General features: G+C 68.1%; 8 protein-coding genes. 3 read left to right on the top strand and 5 right to left on the bottom strand.

The genetic code is table 11. From position 1 onward, the window contains the following. Positions 1-38 precede the first annotated feature (38 nt). Both AC5Y6Y_RS23860 and AC5Y6Y_RS23855 read right to left on the bottom strand, forming a co-directional pair. Complete coding sequence (locus AC5Y6Y_RS23860; RefSeq protein WP_499927915.1) at positions 39-3,026, bottom strand: MMPL/RND family transporter; 2,988 nt, start codon at positions 3,024-3,026, stop codon at positions 39-41. Between the two features lie 139 nt (positions 3,027-3,165). After that, complete coding sequence (locus AC5Y6Y_RS23855; protein WP_499930561.1) at positions 3,166-4,587, bottom strand: condensation domain-containing protein; 1,422 nt, start codon at positions 4,585-4,587, stop codon at positions 3,166-3,168. A gap of 216 nt (positions 4,588-4,803) precedes the next feature. On the opposite strand from AC5Y6Y_RS23855, the gene AC5Y6Y_RS23850 reads away from it, so the two are divergent. Continuing rightward, entirely contained in the window at positions 4,804-15,870 is an 11,067-nt protein-coding gene (locus tag AC5Y6Y_RS23850; protein ID WP_499930559.1) for an SDR family NAD(P)-dependent oxidoreductase, read from the top strand. Between the two features lie 4 nt (positions 15,871-15,874). On the opposite strand, the gene AC5Y6Y_RS23845 is transcribed toward AC5Y6Y_RS23850, so the two are convergent. From AC5Y6Y_RS23845 to AC5Y6Y_RS23835, 3 genes are read right to left on the bottom strand one after another with little or no spacing between them, the layout of a single operon-like run. After that, entirely contained in the window at positions 15,875-16,297 is a 423-nt protein-coding gene (locus AC5Y6Y_RS23845) for a PPOX class F420-dependent oxidoreductase (protein ID WP_463824826.1), read from the bottom strand. Between the two features lie 5 nt (positions 16,298-16,302). Then, positions 16,303-17,409, bottom strand: coding sequence for an acyl-CoA dehydrogenase family protein (locus AC5Y6Y_RS23840; RefSeq protein ID WP_499930557.1), 1,107 nt, complete (start codon positions 17,407-17,409; stop codon positions 16,303-16,305). A gap of 7 nt (positions 17,410-17,416) precedes the next feature. Continuing rightward, on the bottom strand, positions 17,417-18,574 hold the full coding sequence (locus tag AC5Y6Y_RS23835) for an acyl-CoA dehydrogenase family protein (RefSeq protein ID WP_499930555.1): 1,158 nt from the start codon (positions 18,572-18,574) through the stop codon (positions 17,417-17,419). A 190-nt stretch (positions 18,575-18,764) separates the two neighbouring features. Between AC5Y6Y_RS23835 and AC5Y6Y_RS23830 the strand changes: the two genes are divergently transcribed. Continuing rightward, positions 18,765-19,616, top strand: coding sequence for a helix-hairpin-helix domain-containing protein (locus AC5Y6Y_RS23830; protein WP_499930553.1), 852 nt, complete (start codon positions 18,765-18,767; stop codon positions 19,614-19,616). A 74-nt stretch (positions 19,617-19,690) separates the two neighbouring features. After that, positions 19,691-21,170 (top strand): ComEC/Rec2 family competence protein (locus tag AC5Y6Y_RS23825; RefSeq protein WP_499930590.1); only part of this gene is annotated, 1,480 nt, incomplete at its 3' end.

The following is a 21,170-nucleotide window of genomic DNA, read 5'->3' as shown; positions in this document are numbered from 1 at the left end:
CGTCCGGCTCAGTCCCGTAGTTGTGCATACACCCGCTCCTAGTCGACCCGCTCGCCCGGTGACTCCCGCGACCTGAGCCGGGACGGCCACCAACTCGCCGCTCCGACCAGGGTAGCGATGGCGGGCACCGTCACGGTGCGCACCAGGAAGGTGTCCAGCAGGATCCCGACACCGATCACGAATCCGGCCTGGATCACCGTGCCAATGCTGGAGAACAGCAGACCGAACATCGACGCGGCGAAGATCAGACCGGCCGCGGTGATCACGCCGCCGGTCGAGGTCAAGGTGCGGATCACGCCGTAGCGCATGCCGTGCGGCGACTCGTCGCGCATCCGGGAGACGAACAGCATGTTGTAGTCGGCCCCCACCGCGACCAGCACCACGAACGCCAACGGCGGAACGCTCCAGTGCAAGTGCTGACCGAGCAGAAATTGGAACACCACAACGCCGATGCCCACCGCCGACAGGTAGGAGATGATCACCGAACCGACCAGATACAGCGGCGCGACCACCGCGCGCAGCAACGCCATCAGGGTCAGCAGCACGACGAGGATGGTCACCACGATGATGTAGCGGATGTCGCGCTCGTAGTAGTTGCGGGTGTCGCGCAAGGTGACGGGATATCCGGCCATCGATATCGAAGCGTCCGCCAGAGCGGTGTTCGGCTGGGCGCTTCGCGCTGCGTCGGTGATCGCGTTGACCTGGTCCATCGCCTCGGCGCCGAACGGATTGAGTTTGGTCTGCACCAGGTAGCGCACCGAGCGACCGTCGGGCGAGATGAACATCTTGGCGGCCTTCTTGAACTCCTCCAGATGCAGCAGCTGGGCCGGAATGTTGAATCCCGCCATCGACGGATCGGCTGCTTCGTTCTTCATCGCCAACAGGAACGCCGACGCCTCCCCGAGCCCGTCACCCAGCTGTCGGACCTGGTCGACCAGTTGTTCCACGCCGTCGGCCAGCTGGCGGCTACCCCCGGCGAACCGGTCGGCGCCCTGTTGCAGATTGGTCAGGCCCGACTGCAGGCCGCCGGGCTGGTCCAGTCCCAATGAGTGCATCGCTCGGGTGAAGCCGGTGAGGACGGCGCGCAGCCGGTCCACCGAAGCGTTCAGGGTCTGCCGGTCCTGGAACGTCTGCAGCTGTCCGGCCAGCTCGTTGATCTGGTCGAGGCTGCCGTCCCCACGTGCCCCGACCAGTCGTTGGAACTGGACGCGGGTGTCACTGCAGGAGAGGTCGGCGTCGCAGACCGGGTTGTTCTGCAGTGCCGCCAATACCGGCCCGATCCAGGCGAACATGTCCCGGACGGCGCTGAAGTTCACTCCCATCGAGTTGCCCAGGGCGTTGATGCTGTTGACCAGCTTGGCCGCGGTCACTACCTCCCGCACCAGCTTCTCGCCGCCGTACTGCGTTTTCATGGAGGCGAACGCATCGGTCAGACCCTGCATGCTGGCCACCATCTGGCTGACCTGGCCGCGCACGTCGCCGAGGTTGGCGGCCAGCGTATTGGCGCCGCTGACCAACTTGCTCAGGTCGTCGTTGTGGTCGTTGATCACGTCGGACGCGCCGCCGAGTCGGGCACCGACGGCACCCGCCTGGTAGGTGGCGCGGAACTCCTGCGGCACCACGCCGGTGGGCCGGGTGATGCCGCTGACCCTGGCGATGTCGGGCAACTGACTGACCCGGTCCGCCATCTGTTCCAAGTCGGCGAGCGCCTTCGGGGTGCGCAAGTCGTGCGGCGACTGGATCAGGATGTATTCGGGGACGGACTGGTTCACCGGGAAGTGGCGTTCCAGCGCGGCGTACCCGATCGAACTCGGGGCCGACGCCGGCACCACCTTGCGGTCGTCGTAGTTGTAGCGCACCAGGGCTGCGCAGCTCGCCAGCGCGATCAGCACCAGGACGCTGCCCACCAGATGGGCGGTCGGACGGCGCACGATGCGGATTCCCGACCGCCGCCAGAACCGGGCGGTGAGATCGCGCCGGGGCCGGACCCAGCCACGTGGTCCGGCGATCACCAGAATGGCCGGCAACAAGGTCACCGCGGCCAGAAACGCCACGCCGATCCCGATCGCCGAGGACGCACCGACCGTCGAGAACACCCCCATCCGGGCGAAACTGATGCCGAGGAAGGTGACGCCCACCGTGGCGGCGGACGCGGCGATCACTTTCCCGATGGAGATCAAGGCCCGGCGCACCGCGTCGTCGAAATCGGCGCCGTCCCTTAGATAGTCGTGATATCGGCTGATCAGGAAGACGGCGTAGTCCGTGCCGGCGCCGGCGATCATCGCGCTCAGAAACACGATGGACTGGTTCGACACGCCGAACCCGGTCAGCTGGGAGAACCCGGCCACCAGGCATTGCGCGACGAGCAGCGACATCCCGATCGCCGTCAACGGCAGCAACATGGTGACCGGGTTGCGGTAGACGAGTAGCAGGACGGCGAGCACCAGGACCCCGATGGCGATCTCGATCGGCAGTCTGTCGTGGTCGCCGGCGGCGGTGAGATCGGCGACGGTGGCTGCCGGCCCGGTCAGGTTGGCGGTCAGCGGCGTTCCGGCGACGTTGTGTTTGACGACGTTGGAGACGCGTCCGAACGCGGCGTAGGACCGGGGTGTGCCCAGCTCGCCGGCCAGTCCGACCGGCAGCACCCACGACTTGTTGTCTTTGCTGGTCAAGACCGGCCGCAGCGGCGGGGTGCCGATGAAGTCCTGCACCATCACGACATCTCTGGCGTCGCCGCGCAAATCCGCCACCAGCTTGCGGTAGACGGCTTCGTCGGCCGGTCCCAGCCCGCGGTCGTTGGTCAGGACCACCAGCAGTAAATTCTCCGAGCTGGACTCGTGAAACGCTTCGGTCATCTTGCGGGCGGTGACGGCCGACGGCGCGTCGCTGGGCAGGATGGACAGCGGATGTTTCTGGGACATCTCGTTGAGCGACGGCATCGTCAGCGGCAGGGCGACGGCGATCGCAACCCACAGCCCGATCACCAGCCAGGGCCAGCGCACCACTACATCGGCTAGCCGTCGCACTGCGTCCCCACCTCCGGTCCCAGCGTGCGCCCCCCAGCGACACTCGTTGTCCCACTTGCCATTCCGCGCGAAACGTCGCACCGCGCCGGATCGGAGACCGGGCATTTCGGGACAGCGCTATGCATCGAACTACCCCACACTACGCAACGCGGCCCCAATCACCGCTCTCAGCAACTCGGGTGCACACCGACTTCATCGCCTGCAGGTAGCGGGCGACGGACTTCTGCGCGACCGGGTTGTCGGGGAACATCACCGCCATCGAAGTGCCCTGCCCGTACCGGAATATGTAGATGGTCAGTTGATAGGAATACCGGCCGTCGGAGTAGATCCCGATGTTGTCGGCATAACCCATGTCGGCGGCGGCCAACACGGCGTTGAGCGGAGCCGCGTCGCCGTGCAGAAAATTCGAGACCGGGAAATTCGGCCGGGGCCAGTTGAGCCAAGGGGCCAACTCCAGCACCCGGTAGAACGGGACCTTCGCCATGTCCAGGCCCGAGTCGAAGGAATTCTGCGCGGCCCACGCCGCGTCCCCGAACGATGCCGCGGCGATCGGAATGGTGATCGGGACCAAGCCGGTGAACCAGCCCTGGGTCATGAAATTCTCCGACGTGCGGCGGGTATCGCGCGGGGTCAGGCCGTAGTAGGTCAGGGCACCGGTGAACTCATGTTCGACCAGGGCCATGCAGGCGAACAGGCCGCCGATGAACCGGGCGCCGGCACCGTCGCACGCGGATTCGAATTGGGCCGTCTGCTCCGGGTCCATCAGTTGGAGGGTGACCATGTCGCTGTCGGACGGCTTGAGCGGATTGCCCAGCGGAAGCGGGAATTCGGGAAAGCCGCCGCCGTTGTTCTCGGCGAAGTCGATCCAGGCGCGCACCTGTGGCGAATCCTCGGTCAACTGCGCGGTGAAGTCACGCTGCTGGACGCAGAAGTCGTCGTAGCTGCCGGTCTCGGGCAAGGCGAGCGGTCCGTTGCCGGCGGTCAGCGACTGATACATCGCGTGAGATTCCAGCATGGTGATGCCGATCAGCGTCGCGTCCCCGTGGACGTGGTCGATGCTGGCATAGAAGGTGAACTGGTCGTCACTCTGCACGATGCCGAAGCTGAAGCAACCCCATTCCAGGGGATTCGGTGTGGAGATCACATGCCGCCGAATCTCGTCGGCATCCATTTGACCGTGATTGACCGGAGCGAATTCGATGTCCGTCGGATCGGCGAGGGTGTGGCGGACCAGATCACCGCTGTCGGTGCATTCGAACCAGCTGCGGTAGGTGTCGTGGCGGCGCAGGTAGGCGTTGAGTGCACGATCCATGATGTCGATATCGCAGTGACCGGGAACCTCGCAGCCGGCGAGGATGAGCCGGGAAAAGTCGAGTCCAGCGGAGGTGCGCTCGTGATAATTCCGCAGATGCTGGGCCTGCATGTAGCTGACCGGAACCGAACTGACCGGAGCCTGCCGTGCCTTTTCCCGCGCTGCATCGGTCGGGTGCCAGGAGATAACCGTCCCGGGCCGAAAGCTCCATTGATTGATGGTGCCGATCGTGATTTTCCCGATGCGCAATATTTCCTCCCGGGTCTGCGCTACCCCGGTGCGGCCGCGCTGTTACCCAGATCAACATAACCGTTCCCCGATGGCACCGGTGAGCACGGCCGGAACGGGGTCGCAACCTGTGACGTTGCTTAGTCGCGGCGTGGCGGATCCGCTCGCTTGCCATACTGGGCGCGGGAAGGGTGCGGCTGCAGCGCAACCGGGCCGGCCGACCAGAGAGGGCAATGCATGGCAATCGTGGCGGAACCGACGGGGCCGACATCAGGGTTTGCAATCGTCGGTTATGCGGCGCGGTTCCCCGGTGCTGCCGATGCAGACGAGTTCTGGGACGTGCTGCGGCAGGGCCGCGATGCGGTCTCCGACGTGCCCCGGGACCGGTGGGACGTCGATGAGTTCTTCGACCCCGATCCGGACGCGCCGGGAAAAATGGTTGCGCGCCGCGCAGGATTCATCGAGGACGTGACGGGGTTCGACGCGCCGTTCTTCGGGGTGTCGACCCGCGAGGTGCGGTTGATGGACCCGCAGCATCGGCTGCTGCTGGAGACGGCATGGCAGGCGGTGGAGCATTCCGGTACCGCCCCGATGGCGCTGGCCAATTCCAACACCGGGGTGTTCATGGGTCTGTCCACCCATGACTACCTGGGCATGGCGTCCGACGAACTCGACTACGCCGAGATCGAGGCCTACATGGCGATCGGCACGGCGGCTGCTGCGGCAGCCGGCCGGATCAGTTATCGCCTGGGGCTGCAGGGCCCGGCGGTGACGGTAGACACCGCGTGCAGCTCGTCGCTGGTGGCGATCCATCAGGCGTGCCAGGCGCTGCGGTTGGGCGAGTGTGACCTGGCGCTGGCCGGCGGGGCCAACGTGCTGCTCAGCCCCGCGACCATGATCACGTTCTCGCATGCGCACATGCTTGCGCCGGACGGACGCTGCAAGACGTTCGACGCGGCCGCAGACGGCTACGTGCGGGGCGAGGGTTGCGGCGTCATCGTCATCAAACGGCTCGACGACGCGATCCGCGATGGCGACCGTATCCGGGCCGTGATTCGCGGCAGCGCGATCAATCAGGACGGCGCTTCGGGTGGTCTGACGGTTCCCAACGGGGTCGCCCAGCAGCGGGTGATCACCGAGGCCCTGCACCGCGCCGGCGTCGCAGCCAGTGACGTCGGATACCTGGAGGCGCACGGGACCGGGACCTCGCTGGGTGATCCGATCGAGGTGCAGGCCGCCGGTGCGGCGCTCGGCAAGGGTCGCGACCCGGGCCGCCCGCTGCTGATCGGGTCGGTGAAGACCAACATCGGGCACCTGGAAGCGGCCGCCGGAATCGCAGGTGTGATCAAGGTCATCCTGGCGCTGGAGCACGAGGCGCTGCCCAAGCACCTGAATTTCCGCAAACCGTCGCCGCACATCCCGTGGGACCGGCTCGCGGTGCGCGTCGTGCAGGAGGCCACCGCCTGGGAACGCAACGGCGCGCCGCGCATCGCCGGGGTCAGTTCGTTCGGGTTCTCCGGGACCAACGCGCACGTCATCCTCGAAGAAGCACCCGCTCGGGTGCCCGCACCCGCCGTGATCGACGACAGTGAGGTCCGCCGGTTCAGCCTGCTGCCGCTGTCGGCCCGCAGCCCGGCCGCCCTGGTGCAGCTCGCGCAGCGGTATCGCGAGTGGATGACCGCGCATCCCGAGGCCGCTCTGACCGATCTGTGCTTCACCGCCGGTGTGGGTCGTTCCCACTTCGAGCACCGCGCCGCGCTGGTGGTGAATTCGGTGGAGTCCGCGAGTGAGCTGTTGGGCGCGCTGGCCGACGACCGACCGGCCCCCGGCCTGGTGCGCGGTGAGTCCGCTGCCGACGTCCCGAAGACGGCCTGGCTGTTCCCCGGCCAGGGCAGCCAGTTCGCCGGCATGGCCCGGGAGTTGTTCGAGACCGAACCGGTGTTTGCCGAGACGATGACCCGGTGCGCGGCGGTGGTCGACGCCGTGCTGGACCAGCCGCTGCTGGACGTCATCTTCGCGCCCGACGGATCAGACACCTTGCGCCAGACCAGCTATGCCCAGCCCGCCCTGTTCGCGGTGGAGATGGGTCTGGCCCGGCTCTGGCAGTCGTGGGGACTTCAGCCCGACGTCGTGCTCGGGCACAGCGTGGGCCAGTACTCGGCGGCCTGCGTCGCCGGTGTCTTCAGCCTCGAAGACGGCGCGTTGCTGCTCGCCGAACGCGGCCGTCTGTTCGGGAACCTGCCCGCGGGTGGCCGGATGGTTGCGGTGTTCGCCGCCGCCGAGCGGGTGGAGAGCTTCACCGACGAATTCCCCCGACTCTCGGTGGCCGCCTACAACGGCGCCAACACCGTGCTGTCGGGACCTGCCGAGGATCTGGACCGGGCGGTGGCCGCGCTGACCGCCGACGGAGTGCGGTGCGACTGGCTGGACACCAGCCACGCGTTCCACTCGGCGCTGTTGGATCCGGCCCTCGACGAATTCGAGTCGTACGCAAGCCGTTTCGAATACCGCTCGCCGCAGCGTCTGCTGGTGTGCAACCGCACCGGTGCCGCGCTGGGCAGGACGGTGAAACTGGACGCGCGCTACTGGCGTCGTCATGCGCGCCAGCCGATCGAATTCGCCAAGAGCGTGGCCACTTTGGCCGACCTCGGCTGCGCGGCACTGCTGGAGGTCGGGCCGCAGCCGGTGCTCACCGCCGCGGCACTGCGGGTCTGGCCCGACCCGGCCACCGCGCCGCGCGCGATCGCGTCGCTGCGCCGCAACGGTGCCGACCACCGCCAGATCACCGAAGCCCTGGCCAGCGCCTACACCACGGGGCACCTGCCTGATTTCGGCGCGCTGCAGCATGGGGCCACCCACAAGCTCGACCTGCCCACTTACCCGTTCCAGCGCCGCCCGTACTGGTACCGGGACAGCCGCGCCTCGGTCGCCGAGACCGCCGCCCCCGCTGCGCGGACCGAGGCGGTGCGCCTGCTCGAGGACGGCCGGATCGACGAACTCGCCGCGCTGCTCGACGGTGACAGCGGCAACCAACAGACTGCGGAAATTTTGAAAAAGTTTGCCGCGCAGCATAATCGCCAGCGGGCGGTGCAGTCGATCGTCGACGCGCGCTACGAGATGCGCTGGCAGAAGTCTGCGGTGGCCAAGGTGGGCGCCGGTGAGGGCTCGGCCTGGCTGCTCATCGGTGACGACGCCGAACTCGCCGCGTCCTTGACCGAGGCGCTGACCGCGCGGGGTCACCGGTACCGGATCCTCGGGTTGCCGGCCTCCGACGCGGACCGCGACCGACTCGAAGCCGCGTTGCGCGCCGCGGTGGCCGAGGAACCCTCGCTGCGCATCCTGTGCCTGGCTGCCCTGGAACGCGGCGGTGTCTCCACTGCGCCGTCGATGCGTTCGCTGCTGCGGATGCAGCACCGGGTGCTCGGCGGAGCCAAACACCTGTTCCGCGCCGCCGTTGCCGCCGAACTGCGTACCCCTATCTGGCTGGTCACCCGCGGTGCGCAGCGGGTCGTCGACGCCGACGTCGTGTCGCCGGTGCAGAGCTGCCTATGGGGATTCGGTCGCGCGGCCGCGCTGGAGCATCCGCAGGTGTGGGGCGGGCTGGCAGACCTGCCCGACGGCAGCACCGACGAGTGGTCCCGACTGATCGACCAGCTGGCCGTGACCTCACCCAACTCGGCGGTCCGAGAAGACCAGATCGCGTTGCGCGACCAGGCTGTCTACGTTCCCCGGCTGCACCGTCGGCCCGGCCTGCCGGTCGCCGCGCCGCTGCAACTCCGTTCTGACGCAACGTATCTGGTGACCGGTGGGCTGGGTGCCGTCGGTCTGGAGATTGCCGGATACCTGGCGTCGCGCGGTGCCCGGCAGCTGGTGTTGACCGGTCGGCGGGCGCCCGGTGACGGTGCCCGGCAGCGCATCGAGGCCATCAGCGGCGAGCATGACTGCCAGATCAGGGTGGTCGCGGCCGACGTCGCCGACCCGCACGACGTGGCCCGCCTGATGGCCACCGTGCAGTCCGAGCTGCCCGCGCTGGCAGGCATCGTGCACGCCGCCGGCGAGATCGGCAACACACCCCTGCAGACTCTCGAGGACACCGAAGTCGACCGTGTCTTTGCTGGAAAAGTCTGGGGCGCTTGGCATTTGAGTGAGGCTGTGGCGGATTTGCCCGAGGACCAGAAACTGGACTTCTTCCTGTGCACCTCCTCGATCGCCGCGGTCTGGGGCAGCTTCGGCCAGACCGCCTACAGTGCCGCCAACGCCTTCCTCGACGGGTTGGTGTGGCGGTTGCGCGAACAGGGCGTGCCCGCCATGAGCGTGAACTTCGGTCCCTGGATGTCCGGGCTGTCCGGAGCGTCCGGCATGGCCGACGAGGACGCCCGCGCCCGTCTCGAGCAGCGCGGCGTCAAAGCTCTGTCGTCCGCTGACGCGCTGGCCGGGATGGCCGAGGTCATGGCGGCGGCATCGGAGACCCCGAACGGCGTTGTGGCACGGGTTGATTGGGCCCGCTTCCTGCCGCTGTACCAGCTGGGTGGCCGGCGGTCCTTCCTCGCGGAGCTCGAGCGCGAGGTGCCCGAGTCCGGAACGGCGGCAGCGGCATCGGGGGCATCCGGTCCCACTCGATTGGTCGAGCAGCTGACCGCGGCTCCGGTGCAGCAGCGCAAGAAGATTCTGGTCGAGTTCCTGCGCGACGTGGTGGCGGACGTGACCCGGACCGACGGGTCCGAAATCCGCGAGGAGGCCGGCTTCTTCGACCTCGGTATGGACTCGTTGATGGCCGTCGAACTGCGGCGGCGGGTCGAGCAGGCCGTCGGCAGGGATCTGCCGGCGACGCTGGCGATGGATCATCCGCGCCTGGTCGACGTGGCGGACTACCTGCTCGGCGACGTACTGCGACTGGGTGCCCAGCCCTCGGCGGCCGCGGCGCCGACCCAGCCGACGTCGTTGACGTCCGGAGCCGCCGACGAGCCGATCGCGATCGTCGCGGTGGCGTGCCGCTTTCCGGGTTCGCCCAATCCCGAAGCGTACTGGGACCTGTTGTCCGGCGGTGTCGACGCGATCCGTGAGATCCCCGAGGACCGGTTCGACATCGACGAGTTCTACGACCCGGATCCCGAGACGCCGGGCAAGATCTACAGCCGCAACGGGGGGTACCTGGAAGGCATCGCGGAATTCGATCCGGAGTTCTTCGGCATCTCCCCGCGCGAGGCCGTGTGGATCGATCCTCAGCAGCGGTTGATGCTGGAGATCGTCTGGGAGGGTTTGGAGCGCGCCGGATATTCGCCGACGGCGTTGCGCGGCAGCCGCAGCGGCATCTTCGTCGGGGTGGCCGCCAACGAGTATTCGCATCTGCTGTCGCGGGACTCGGTGGACAGCATCGAAGCCCACTTCATCACCGGCAATGCACTCAACGCCATCGCGGGCCGGGTGGCGTTCGCGCTCGGGCTGGAGGGCCCTGCGGTGGCGGTGGACACTGCCTGCAGTTCGTCGCTGGTGGCTGTCCACCAGGCCTGCCAGGCACTGCACTCCGGTGACTGCGATCTGGCGCTGGCCGGCGGGGTCAACGTGTTGCTGAGCCCCGCGTCCATCGTCGCCGCCTCCCGAGCCCGGATGCTCTCGCCCGACGGTCGTTGCAAGACCTTCGACGCCGCGGCCGACGGGTACGTGCGCAGCGAAGGCTGCGGGATTCTGGTGCTCAAGAGACTCAGCGACGCTGAGCGTGCCGGGGACCGGATCTGCGCGGTGATCCGCGGCAGCGCGGTCAACCAGGACGGCGCTTCCAGTGGTCTCACAGTGCCCAACGGCGGTGCGCAGCAACGCCTTATCGCCTCGGCGCTGGCGCGCGCCGGTTTGAGCGGCGGCGACGTCGACTATCTCGAGGCGCACGGGACGGGCACCGCGCTCGGTGACCCGATCGAGGTGCAGGCCGCCGCGGCCGCCTACGGTACCGGCCGCACCCCGGACCGGCCCCTGCTGCTCGGATCGGTCAAGACCAACATCGGCCACCTCGAGTCCGCTGCGGGCGTCGCCGGACTGATCAAAGTCGTGCTGTCGATGCAGCACGAAATGCTGCCGCACCTACTGCATTTCGGGAACCCGTCGCCGCATATCCCGTGGAGTTCGCTACCGGTGCGGGTGGTGGACGAGCCGATGCCGTGGCAGACCAACGGCAGGCCGCGGCGGGCCGGGGTGAGCTCGTTCGGCTTCACCGGCACCAACGCGCACGTACTGATCGAGGAGGCGCCGCCGGTTGTCGACGACCTGGCCGCCACCGACGACGACGGGGTGGTGGCGCCGGAGGCGGACACCCCTGATGAACAGGTCAAGGTGTTGCCGCTGTCGGCGCGCTCCCCGCAGGCGCTGACGGCGTTGGCGCAGCGGTACTGCGAATGGCTCGACGCGCATCCTGAGGTCGACATCGCCGACGTCTGCTTCACCGCCGGAGTGGGCCGCTCACAGTTCGAACACCGGGCCGCGCTGGTTCTGGACCCGGGCGGGGACCCGGTGCGCAACGCCCGCGACCAGCTGGTCGAGTTGACCGAGAATCGGCTGCGACCGGGGGTGCTGCGCGGCGAATGCGCCGACCCGCCGACCACGGCGTGGTTGTTCACCGGGCAGGGCAGCCAGTACCCGGGCATGGCACGCGAGTTGTTCGCTGCCGAACCGGTATTCGCCGACGTCCTGCAGCGGTGCGCCGCCGCGGTCGATGACCTGCTGCCGCGGCCACTGTTGGAGGTGATGTTCGCCACCGACCGGGACAGTTCGGAAACGTTGCGGCACACGTCTTTCGCGCAGCCGGCGTTGTTTGCCGTCGAGATGGGTCTGGCCCGGCTGTGGCAGTCGTGGGGCATCGAGCCCGACGTGGTTCTCGGGCACAGCGTGGGCCAGTACGCGGCCGCCTGCGTGGCCGAGGTGTTCAGCCTCGAGGACGGGGCCCGGCTGATGGCCGAACGCGGTCGGTTGTTCGGCAATCTGCCGGCCGGCGGCAGAATGGTCGCAGTCTTCGCCGATGCCGGACACGTCGAGGCCGTCGCCGACAAGTCGCCGCGGGTTTCGGTCGCCGCCTACAACGGCCCTAACACGGTGCTGTCGGGCCCGGGCGAGGACTTGGAGCAGGTCGTCGAAGCCCTCAGCGAGGACGGGATCCGCTGCAACTGGCTGGACACCAGCCACGCCTTCCATTCGGAGCTGCTGGAACCCGCGCTGGACGAGTTCGAGTCGTATGCGGCGGGTTTCCAGTTCGCGGTTCCGACTCGACCGCTGGTCTGCAACCGCACCGGCGCGGTACTCAGCGCCGAAACCCCGCTCAACGCGCAGTACTGGCGGCGGCACTCCCGTCAGCCGGTGCAGTTTGCCGAAAGCGTGCGCACGGTGGCGCAGCTGGGATGCACGGTGTTGATGGAACTGGGTCCGCAGCCGATCCTGACCGCGGCCGCGGTGCAGGTGTGGCCCGAGCACGCGACCGCGCCCCGCGCGATCGTCTCGCTGCGCAAGGGCACCGACGCGCGGCGCCAGATCGCCGAAGCGCTTGCCACAGCCTATGTTTCGGGGCATCGTCCGGATTTCGCCAAGCTGTATCACTCGCCGCGCCGCCGGCTCGAACTGCCGACCTATCCGTTTCAGCGCCGGCACTTCTGGCCCAAGACCTCCGGCATCATCGGCGGCGGCGAAGGTGTCGCGGCGTCCGGGATCCTGGGCAGCGCAAAAGACCTCGCCTCCGGTGACGCCGTCTACACCAGCCGGTTGTCGGTCAAATCGCAGCCGTGGCTGGCTCATCACGTCATCTACGGCACGGTCGTCGTCCCGGGCGCGACGTACGCGGCGATGGCCCTTGCCGCCGTCGGCCCGCCGGCGCGGGTGCAGGATGTCTTCTTCTACGAGCCGATCATCTTGCCGGAGAAGAGTTCTCGTGAGGTGCAGCTGACGCTGACCCCGACCGAGGATGGCAGCGGCTTCACCTTCAAGGTGCACAGCCGCCCCTACGGGGTGCGCGATGTCGACTGGTCGCTGAACGCCGACGGGACCGTCGTGACCGGCGTGGACGACGAGTCGGCGCTGGATACCGAGGATTCCGTCGAAGCGGCGACCGAGCAGCTGAGCCGCACCCGGCCGCAACAGCTGTTCGAAACCTTCGCCGACATGGAATTGGCCTGGGGGCCAACCTGGTCGACGTCCCTGAAGTCATTGTGGGTGGGTGAAGGCGAGGCGATCGGCGATGTCGTCGTCGGCGACGAACTCAGCGAGCACCTCGGCGGGGAACCGATCCATCCGGTGCTGCTGGACCTGTGCACCGGTGTCGCCTTCCCGGCGTTCCCCGCGCTGCTGGCAGCCGAGCACGGCGTGGCCGACCTGTTTCTGCCGCTGCGGTACGGCCGAGTGATGCTGCGCGAACGGATGCCACGCCGGTTCTTCTGCCGGGCGAAGTGGCACGGCAATGCACTGGACAACGAAACACAGGTCTTCGACCTCGATTTCGTGGACCGGGACGGGCGCCTGTTGGGTGGAATCCGCGAGTTCACCGTGAAGCGCGCGCCCCGCGAGGCGTTGTTGCGTGGGCTCGGAGGTGACGCCACCAGACTGCTGTACACCCTGGGCTGGCACGAGGTGCCGCCGCCCTCCGATGGTGATGAAAGCATCTCCGGCACGTGGCTTGTCGCCGGATTCGACGAGCTGGCCACCGAGTTGCCCGGCTGCCTGCGCGTGGATCGCAACGCCGACGCCGAACAGTGGCGGCAGCTTATCGCGCAGGCCCAGGACCGCGGAATGCCGATTTCCGGGATCGTGCTGCGCGGCAGCTCCGGACCGGCCGGCGAGGAGTCCAGCGCCGAGTTCGCGCAGCGCCTGCAGACCGAGATCGGCGAAGTGATCGACGTGGTGCAACCGCTGCTGGCTGACGAAACGGTGAAACTCACCGGCGGACTGTGGATCGTCACCGAACGAGCCGTCGCCGCAGAACCGGGTGAGCCCGTCGACCCGGTGCAATCCGCGCTGTGGGGGCTGGGACGGACCATCGTCGCCGAACAACCGATCCTGCGCTGCCGCCTGGTCGACCACGACGGGTCCGAGGAAGCGGTGTCCGCGCTGGCCAGACTGCTCGCCGCCCCCGGCGAGGAACCCGAATTCGCGCTGCGGCAAGGAAAGTACCTGGTTTCGCGGCTGATGCCGTGGGCCCGCAGCGGACATCTCGCGGTACCCCGCGCCGGCGACTACGTGCTGGCGCCGACCGAGCGCGGTGCGATCGACAACCTGCGTCTGACCGAGTCAGAGGTCACCTCGCCCAGCGAGGGTCAGGTGCAGATCCAGGTGGAGGCCGCCGGCCTCAACTTCCGGGACGTGCTCAACGTGCTCGGCCTGTATCCCGGCGACCCGGGGCTGATCGGTGGCGACTTCTCCGGCATCGTCACCGAATTGGGCAGCGGCGTAACCGGACTCGCGGTCGGCCAACGCGTGATGGGCTTCATGCAGGGCGCGTTCGCCAGCCGGGTCAACGTGCCGGCGCAGTTGCTGGCGCCCGTTCCGAAGGGACTGAGCGCGGTCGACGCGGCCAGCATTCCCGCCGCCGCACTCACCGCGCGACTCGCGTTCGACTGGGCCAAGCTGCGGCCGGGCGACCGGGTCTTGGTGCATGCAGCCAGCGGTGGGGTCGGGCTGGCCGCGGTCCAGTTGGCCCAACAGCACGGTGCCACGGTCTTCGCCACCGCCAGCACCTATAAGCGGGCCATGCTGCGCAAACTGGGCGTGCAGTACGTCTATGACTCGCGCAGTACGGATTTCGCCGACCAGATCCTCGCCGACACCGGGGGAGCCGGTGTCGACGTGGTGCTCAACAGCCTGACCAATGACGGGTTCGTCGCTGCCACCGTGCGGGCCACCGCGCGCAACGGACGATTCGCCGAAATCGCCAAGCGCGACATCTGGTCGCCGGAACAGATGGCGGCTGAACGGCCGGACATCGCCTACGAGATCGTCGCGCTGGACGGCACCATCGTGTCCGACCCCGCGCACATCCAGCGTCTGCTGGTCGAGGTGTCGGAGGGACTGGGCAACGGCGAGTGGTCGCCGCTACCGGTGGAGATCTATCCGCTGACCGAAGCCAAGACCGCCTTCCGCCGCATGCAGCAGGCACGTCACATCGGCAAGATCGTGCTACAGATGCCCAAACCGCTTCAGCTGCACGGTGATCGGAGTTACCTGATCACCGGTGGTCTGGGAGCGCTCGGGCTGCACACAGCCGCCCACCTGGCGCAGCTCGGCGCCGGCGACATCGTATTGACCAGCCGGCGAGAGCCCGATGCCGAGGCGCAGCGGACCATCGCCGACATCACCGAGCGGTACCGGTGCCGGATCCACACCTTCGCCGCCGACGTCGGTGAGGAGTCTGCGGCCGCCGAGTTGCTGGGGCGGATCCGGTCGGAGCTGCCGCCGCTGGCCGGGGTGGCCCATCTGGCCGGTGTGCTCGACGACGCGCTGCTGACCCAGCAGGACGCGGCGCACTTCCAGACAACCCTGCAACCGAAAGCATTGGCGGCGTGGCATTTGCATCGGTTGACGGCAGACGACGACCTCGATTTCTTCTTGCTGTATTCGTCGGCCTCCAGCGTGCTGGGCTCGCCCGGACAGGCAAACTATGCAGCGGCCAATGCACTGCTGGACGGACTCGCCGCCTACCGCAAGGCCCAAGGTCTGCCCGCAGCCAGCATCAACTGGGGTCCGTGGGGCAAGGGCGGCATGGCCACGTCACATGCGGCGCGCGCCAATCTCGGTGCACAGGGCCTGCTTCCGCTGGAGCCCAGCGCGGCCCTGAGTGCGCTGGGCGAGATCCTCGCCCACGGCACCGGGCAGGTCACCGTGATCAAGGCCAACTGGCAACGGCTCGCCAAGATGCTCGGCGGTGCCCGGCCGCCGATCCTCGACCACCTGCTGCCCAGTGATGCCACAGCGACACCCGGCGACAGCGAATTGTTGCGTCAGCTCTACGAAGTGCCGGAAGCGCAACGCGCCGACTTCATCAGCGAGTACCTGCAGCACGAGGTGCAACAGTTCCTGCGGCTTGCGCAGCCGCCCGCGGCCAGCAGCCGGTTCCTGGACCTGGGTACCGACTCGCTGATGGCGGTGGAACTGCGCAACCGGTTGCACGCGCAGTTCGGCGGGGCGTTCACCATCAGCGCCACGGCGGTCTTCGACTACCCGACAATCCGGTCGCTGGCCGAGTATCTGGCCGAGCAGCTGCCGGAGACGGACGGGGAAGTCCCGCAGGCCGAGGACGCGGACGGCGAGTCCGAATCAGCACCGGGGCCGGCTGACTGACGCGTCAGTCGCTGACGTCGAACCCGGCGATCACCTTGGTGGGCCGCAGCCGCACCACCAGCTCGCCGGGCACGGCGTTGCGCCGGCCGAACTCAGCAGCCCGATCGGCGCCCATGTACCGGGCGCCGGTTCGGGTCGCAATGTCCAGCAGCTGCTGCGGATCGTCGCTCACCGAAGCCTGGCCCTGAACCTGCACGAACGAGTAGGGCGGGTGCGGGTCGTCGACGCAGATCGTGGCCCGTGGATCACGCTGCAGCGCACGCCCTTTCGCGGTCCTGCTGTCGGTGGTGAACACCAGTGCGCCGTCGTCGACGACGAACCAGACCGGCGCCACCAGCGGGCGGCCGTCGCTGGCGGTGAAGGCCAGCATGCCCGTCCGAGTGCCTTCGGACAGGAAGGCGATGACGCGGTCGGACAGTTCGGCCATGCGATTTACAACTTTGCCAGGTCGTATTCGCCGACGTTGTCGATGAGCACCCGCAGCTGATCTCCGGTGGAGCCCAGCGTGTTGTCGATCGCGGTGAGCCGCGCCGTGTAGTGGCCCACCGGGTATTCCGCGGTCATGCCGATGCCGCCGTGCAGTTGGATCGCCTCCTGCCCGATGTGCCGGCCGGAGCGCCCGATCTGCAGCTTGGCGCGCGCGGCGATCACCGGGTCGTAGTTGCCGTCGGCGATGGACATCGCCGCGTACAGATTCATGCTGCGCGCCAACTCCAGCGAGACATACATGTCGGCGGCGCGCTGCGTCAGCGCCTGGAATTTGTTCAAGGTGACCCCGAATTGTTTGCGGGTTTTTAGGTATTCAGTGGTCAGCCGCAGCGCTTCCTCCATCGCCCCCAGCGCTTCGGCACACAGCGAAGACTGAATCCGGATGACGGCGTTGCGGATCGCCACCGAGGCGTCGGCGGCATCGCCCAGCGGTTCGGCGGCGGCGTCGTCCAGGTCGATCTGGGCGCCGCGCTGGCCGTCGAAGGTGGCGTAGGACCGTCGGGTGGCATTGTCGGCGTCGACCAGGAACAGGCCGGTGCCGCCGTCCGGCAACGTCGCGCTGACCACCAGCGTCTCGGCGCAGTGCCCGGCCAGCACCGGGTTCTTGCGTCCGCTCACAGTCCACGAATCACCTTGCTGCACAGCGCGAGTGGCGATCTCCGCCGACGCACCCCGCTGTCCGGGCTCCAGGTGGGCGAACGCCAGCAGCCGTTGACCCGCGGCGACCTCGTCGAGCAGTTCCTTCTGCGCAGCACTGCCGAGTTCGGCGATCAGCGCACCCGGGGCCAGGGCAGCGTGCACGATCGGCTCCGGCGCCAGGCGGCGCCCCACTTCGGTGAGGACCACGGCGATCTCCAGTTGGCCGGCTTCTTCCGGATCGAAACCGAGACCCAGAATCCCGGTCTCGGCCAACTGACTCCACACCTCACGACTCCAGCCGAGCTCGGTGTCGACCACCTTGTTGCGGCTTTCCGTGTCGTAGCTGCGCGACAACAGCTCCCGGGCGGTGTCGCGCAACAGCACCTGCTCTTCGCTCAACTGAAAGTCCATGACTGCCTCACAATCCCAGAATGGTGGACGCGATGATGTTGCGTTGAACTTCGTTGCTACCGCCGTAGATCGAGGTCTTGCGGTAGTTCAGGTAGTGCGGCGCACTGGTTTGCGCCCAAGCCGGCGAAGCGATTTCGTCACCGTCGATCGGTAGCGCGTCGGCACCGGCCGCCTCGAGCATCATCTCGGTGGACAGCTGCTGCAACTGGCTGCCGCGCAGTTTGAGCACCGACGAAGCTGGGTTCGGTTTACCGCCCGACGAACCGGAGACGACCCGGGCCTGGGTGAGTTCCAGTGCCAGCACCTCGTTTTCGGCTTCGGCCAGCCGCGCGGCGAACAGCGGGTCGTCGAGCAGCCCGCTCTCCGCCGCGTGCCGCTTCACCTCGGCCAACCGCACCTTGGTGCGACCCACCTGCGCGATGCCGGTGCGTTCGTTGCCCAATAGGAACTTCGCGTACGTCCAGCCCTGATTCTCTTCGCCGACAAGTTGATTGGCGGGAACCCGGACATCGGAGAAGAACACCTCGTTGACTTCGACGCCCCCGTCGATCAATTTGATCGGGCGCCACGTGATACCCGGGGTGTCCATCTCCATGAGCAGGAACGAGATTCCCGCCTGCCGTTTGGGTGCCTGCGGATCGGTGCGCACCAGGCAGAAGATCCAGTCCGCGTACTGACCCAGTGTCGTCCACGTCTTCTGCCCGTTGACCACGTAGGTGTCGCCATCGCGGACCGCGGTGGTGCGCAGCGAGGCGAGGTCTGAGCCGGCTTCGGGCTCGGAGAAGCCCTGGCACCACCAGATGTCCAGCGCCGCCGTGGGCGGCAGGAACCGTTCCTTGATCTCCTGGGACCCGAATTCGGCGATCACCGGTCCGACCATCTTGGTGTTGAAGTTCAGCGGCTCGGGCACACTGGCCAGCTGCATCTCGTCGTTGTAGATCTGCGACTGGGTGGGTGTCCAATCCTTGCCGCCCCACTCGACCGGCCAGCCGGGCACGGCGAGCCCGTTCTCGTGCAACAGCTTGTGGTTGGTCACGATCTGCTCGCGCGTCAGCGATCCGCCCTGGCGAACCCGGTCCCGGATCTCGGCGGGGATTTCGGTGGTGAAGAAGGTACGAAGTTCGTCGCGGAACGCGGCTTCCTCGGATGTGAGCGCCAGCTTCATTGCAGCCTCCTGTGTCGGTGAACGTGAGCTCGTCGAGAGACGGTGGACGTCCGGCCCGGATCGTTCGCGCCGGTTCCATCTTGACCCATCCGTTCCGGCGCCCGTGCACAGCCTCGGGTTAGTCCACAACCGGGTGTTGAGGTGCCGATTTTCGGGCTGGTGTGGCGGTGGGCGCGCCTACGGTCGGCGCATGCGAACAGAACCTCCCGCGGAGCGACTGCACCGGCGGTTCGGGTCCGGCCCGGGTACCGACTCCGACGCAGCCGAATCCGAGGCTGAAGACAGCGAAGCAGGTACCGAAGACGACCCGAACTCGTTGTTGCCGCGCTGGCTTCCTGAGCCCTCTGGTGGACGCGGCTGGATGGAACGGGTGCGCGCCGATCCGGGTCGTGCCGGTGCCGTCGGGTTGGCGGTGATCGCCGCGCTGGCGGTGCTGATCACCGTCTTCACGTTGGTGCGTGACCGGCCGGCGCCGGTCACTTCGGCCAAACTGCCGCCGGTGGAACGGGTTTCGTCGACCGGGCCGAGGTCCTCGGGCAGCCCCGGCCCACCGGTGGGTCCAGTCGTGGTCAGCGTCGTTGGCCTGGTGCGCAAGCCCGGCTTGGTGACCTTGGCGCCAGGTGCGCGTATCGCCGACGCACTGCAGGCCGCCGGCGGGCCGGTCGACGGCGCAGACACCATCGGGCTCAACATGGCCCGCCCGCTCGGTGACGGCGAACAGATCGTCGTCGGCCTGGCGCCACCGTCGGGCAAACCGTCGGTGCTCGGCAGCTCCGTCGGCACGGGCAGCCCAGCCGGACCGGTGCCATCGCAGGTCGCGACCACCTCAGGCAAACCCGGTACTGCAAAGCAGGCGCTCGACCTGAACACGGCGACCGTGGAACAGCTGGACGCCCTGCCCGGGGTCGGACCGGTCACCGCGGCCGCGATCGTGGCCGGGCGCCTGGCCAACGGCAGGTTCACCAGCGTCGACCAGCTCGGGGAGGTCGACGGGATCGGGCCGGCGCGGCTGGACAAACTGCGCGCCCTGGTTCGTGTTTGACTCGGCAGCGTCCGACCGTGGGGTTGGTGCCGGACCCGGCGTCGCGCCTGGACGTGCGGCTGGTGCCGGCTGCCATGACCGCCTGGATCGTGACGGCCGGTGGGATCGTCTGGCCCATCGGTGCGGCGCTGACCAGCTGCTGCGCGATGTTGACGGCGACGGCGGGTCTGGTGTGGTGGCGGCGGGGTCGCGGAACGACTTTCGTCGGTGCCGGTCTGGTCGCGGTCGGCGTGGTGGGTACCGGCTACGGGCTGGCGATCGCGCTGCGTACCGACGCGCTCGGTCACCACCCGATCACCGCGGCATTCGGCACCGTCGAGCCGGTGACGGTCAGCCCGAGCGAGAGCCCGCTGTTGCTGCGGTCCGGCCGGCTGATGTTCCGAGCCACCCTGCTGCGGCTGCGCGACGCCGAAATATCAGGCCGTGCAGTCGTTTTCGCGCGCGCTTCAGAATCCGACGGTGGGTTCGGCGAGCTGTCGGTGGGCCAGCCGGTGCGGTTCACCGCACGGATCACTCAGCCCACCCGTCGTGACCTGACGGTTGCGGTGCTAACTGCCACGGGCCATCCGACGGTCGGCAGTGCGAATTCTGTGCAACAGGCCGCACACACCGTCCGCCGTCGTTTCAGCGTGGCTGTACACCAGGTGTTGCCCGCGGACGAGGCCGCAATGCTGCCCGCGCTGGTCCTGGGCGACACCTCACAGGTCAGTGCCGCAACCAACGGTGAGTTCCGCGCGGCCGGCATGACGCACCTCACGGCGGTCTCCGGGGCCAACGTCACGATTGTCTGCGCGGCGGTGCTGCTTTCGGCACGGTTGATCGGGCCCCGGGCCGCCGTGGCGCTGGCCGGGCTGGCACTGATCGCTTTCGTCATCGTCGTGCAGCCGACGCCGAGCGTGCTGCGGGCGGCCGTGATGGGCGCGATCGCGCTGACCGCGATGCTGACCTCGCGACGCCGGCAAGCCATTCCGGCTTTGGCCACCACGGTGTTGTTGCTGCTGGTGGTGGCACCGCAACTGGCTGTTGACGTCGGTTTTGCACTGTCGGTGATCGCCACCGCCGCGTTGGTTGTCGTCGCGCCCGCCTGGTCGCGCCGGTTGACCGCCCGCGGCTGTCCGAAGCCGTTGGCCGACGCGTTGGCCGTTGCCGCGGCGGCTCAGGTGGTGACCGCGCCACTGGTCGCAGCGATCTCCGGCCGGTTCAGCCTGGTCGCGGTGGTCGCCAATCTGGTGGTGGCGCCGGTCATAGCCGCGATCACTGTGCTGGGCACGGCCGCGGCGGTGCTGGCGGTGTGCTGGCCGGCGGCGTCGCAGCTGCTGATCCGGTTCACCGGGCCCGAGGTGTGGTGGGCGCTACGCGTTGCGCACTGGGCCGCCGGCGTGCCAGGTGCCGCGGTGCCAGTGCCGACGGGCGTCGCGGGCCTGTTGGTGGTCGGCTGCACCAGCGTGCTGGTGGTGGTGATGTGGCGATGGCATTGGTTTCGGGTTGCCGCGGTCTGCGGGGCGCTGGCCGGCGCCCTTTCCCTCACGGCCTGGTCGGTTTCCGTGGCGATCG

It is taken from the genome of Mycobacterium sp. NGS24 (assembly GCF_059813065.1).
This window is presented reverse-complemented; position numbering and strand designations above follow the sequence as displayed.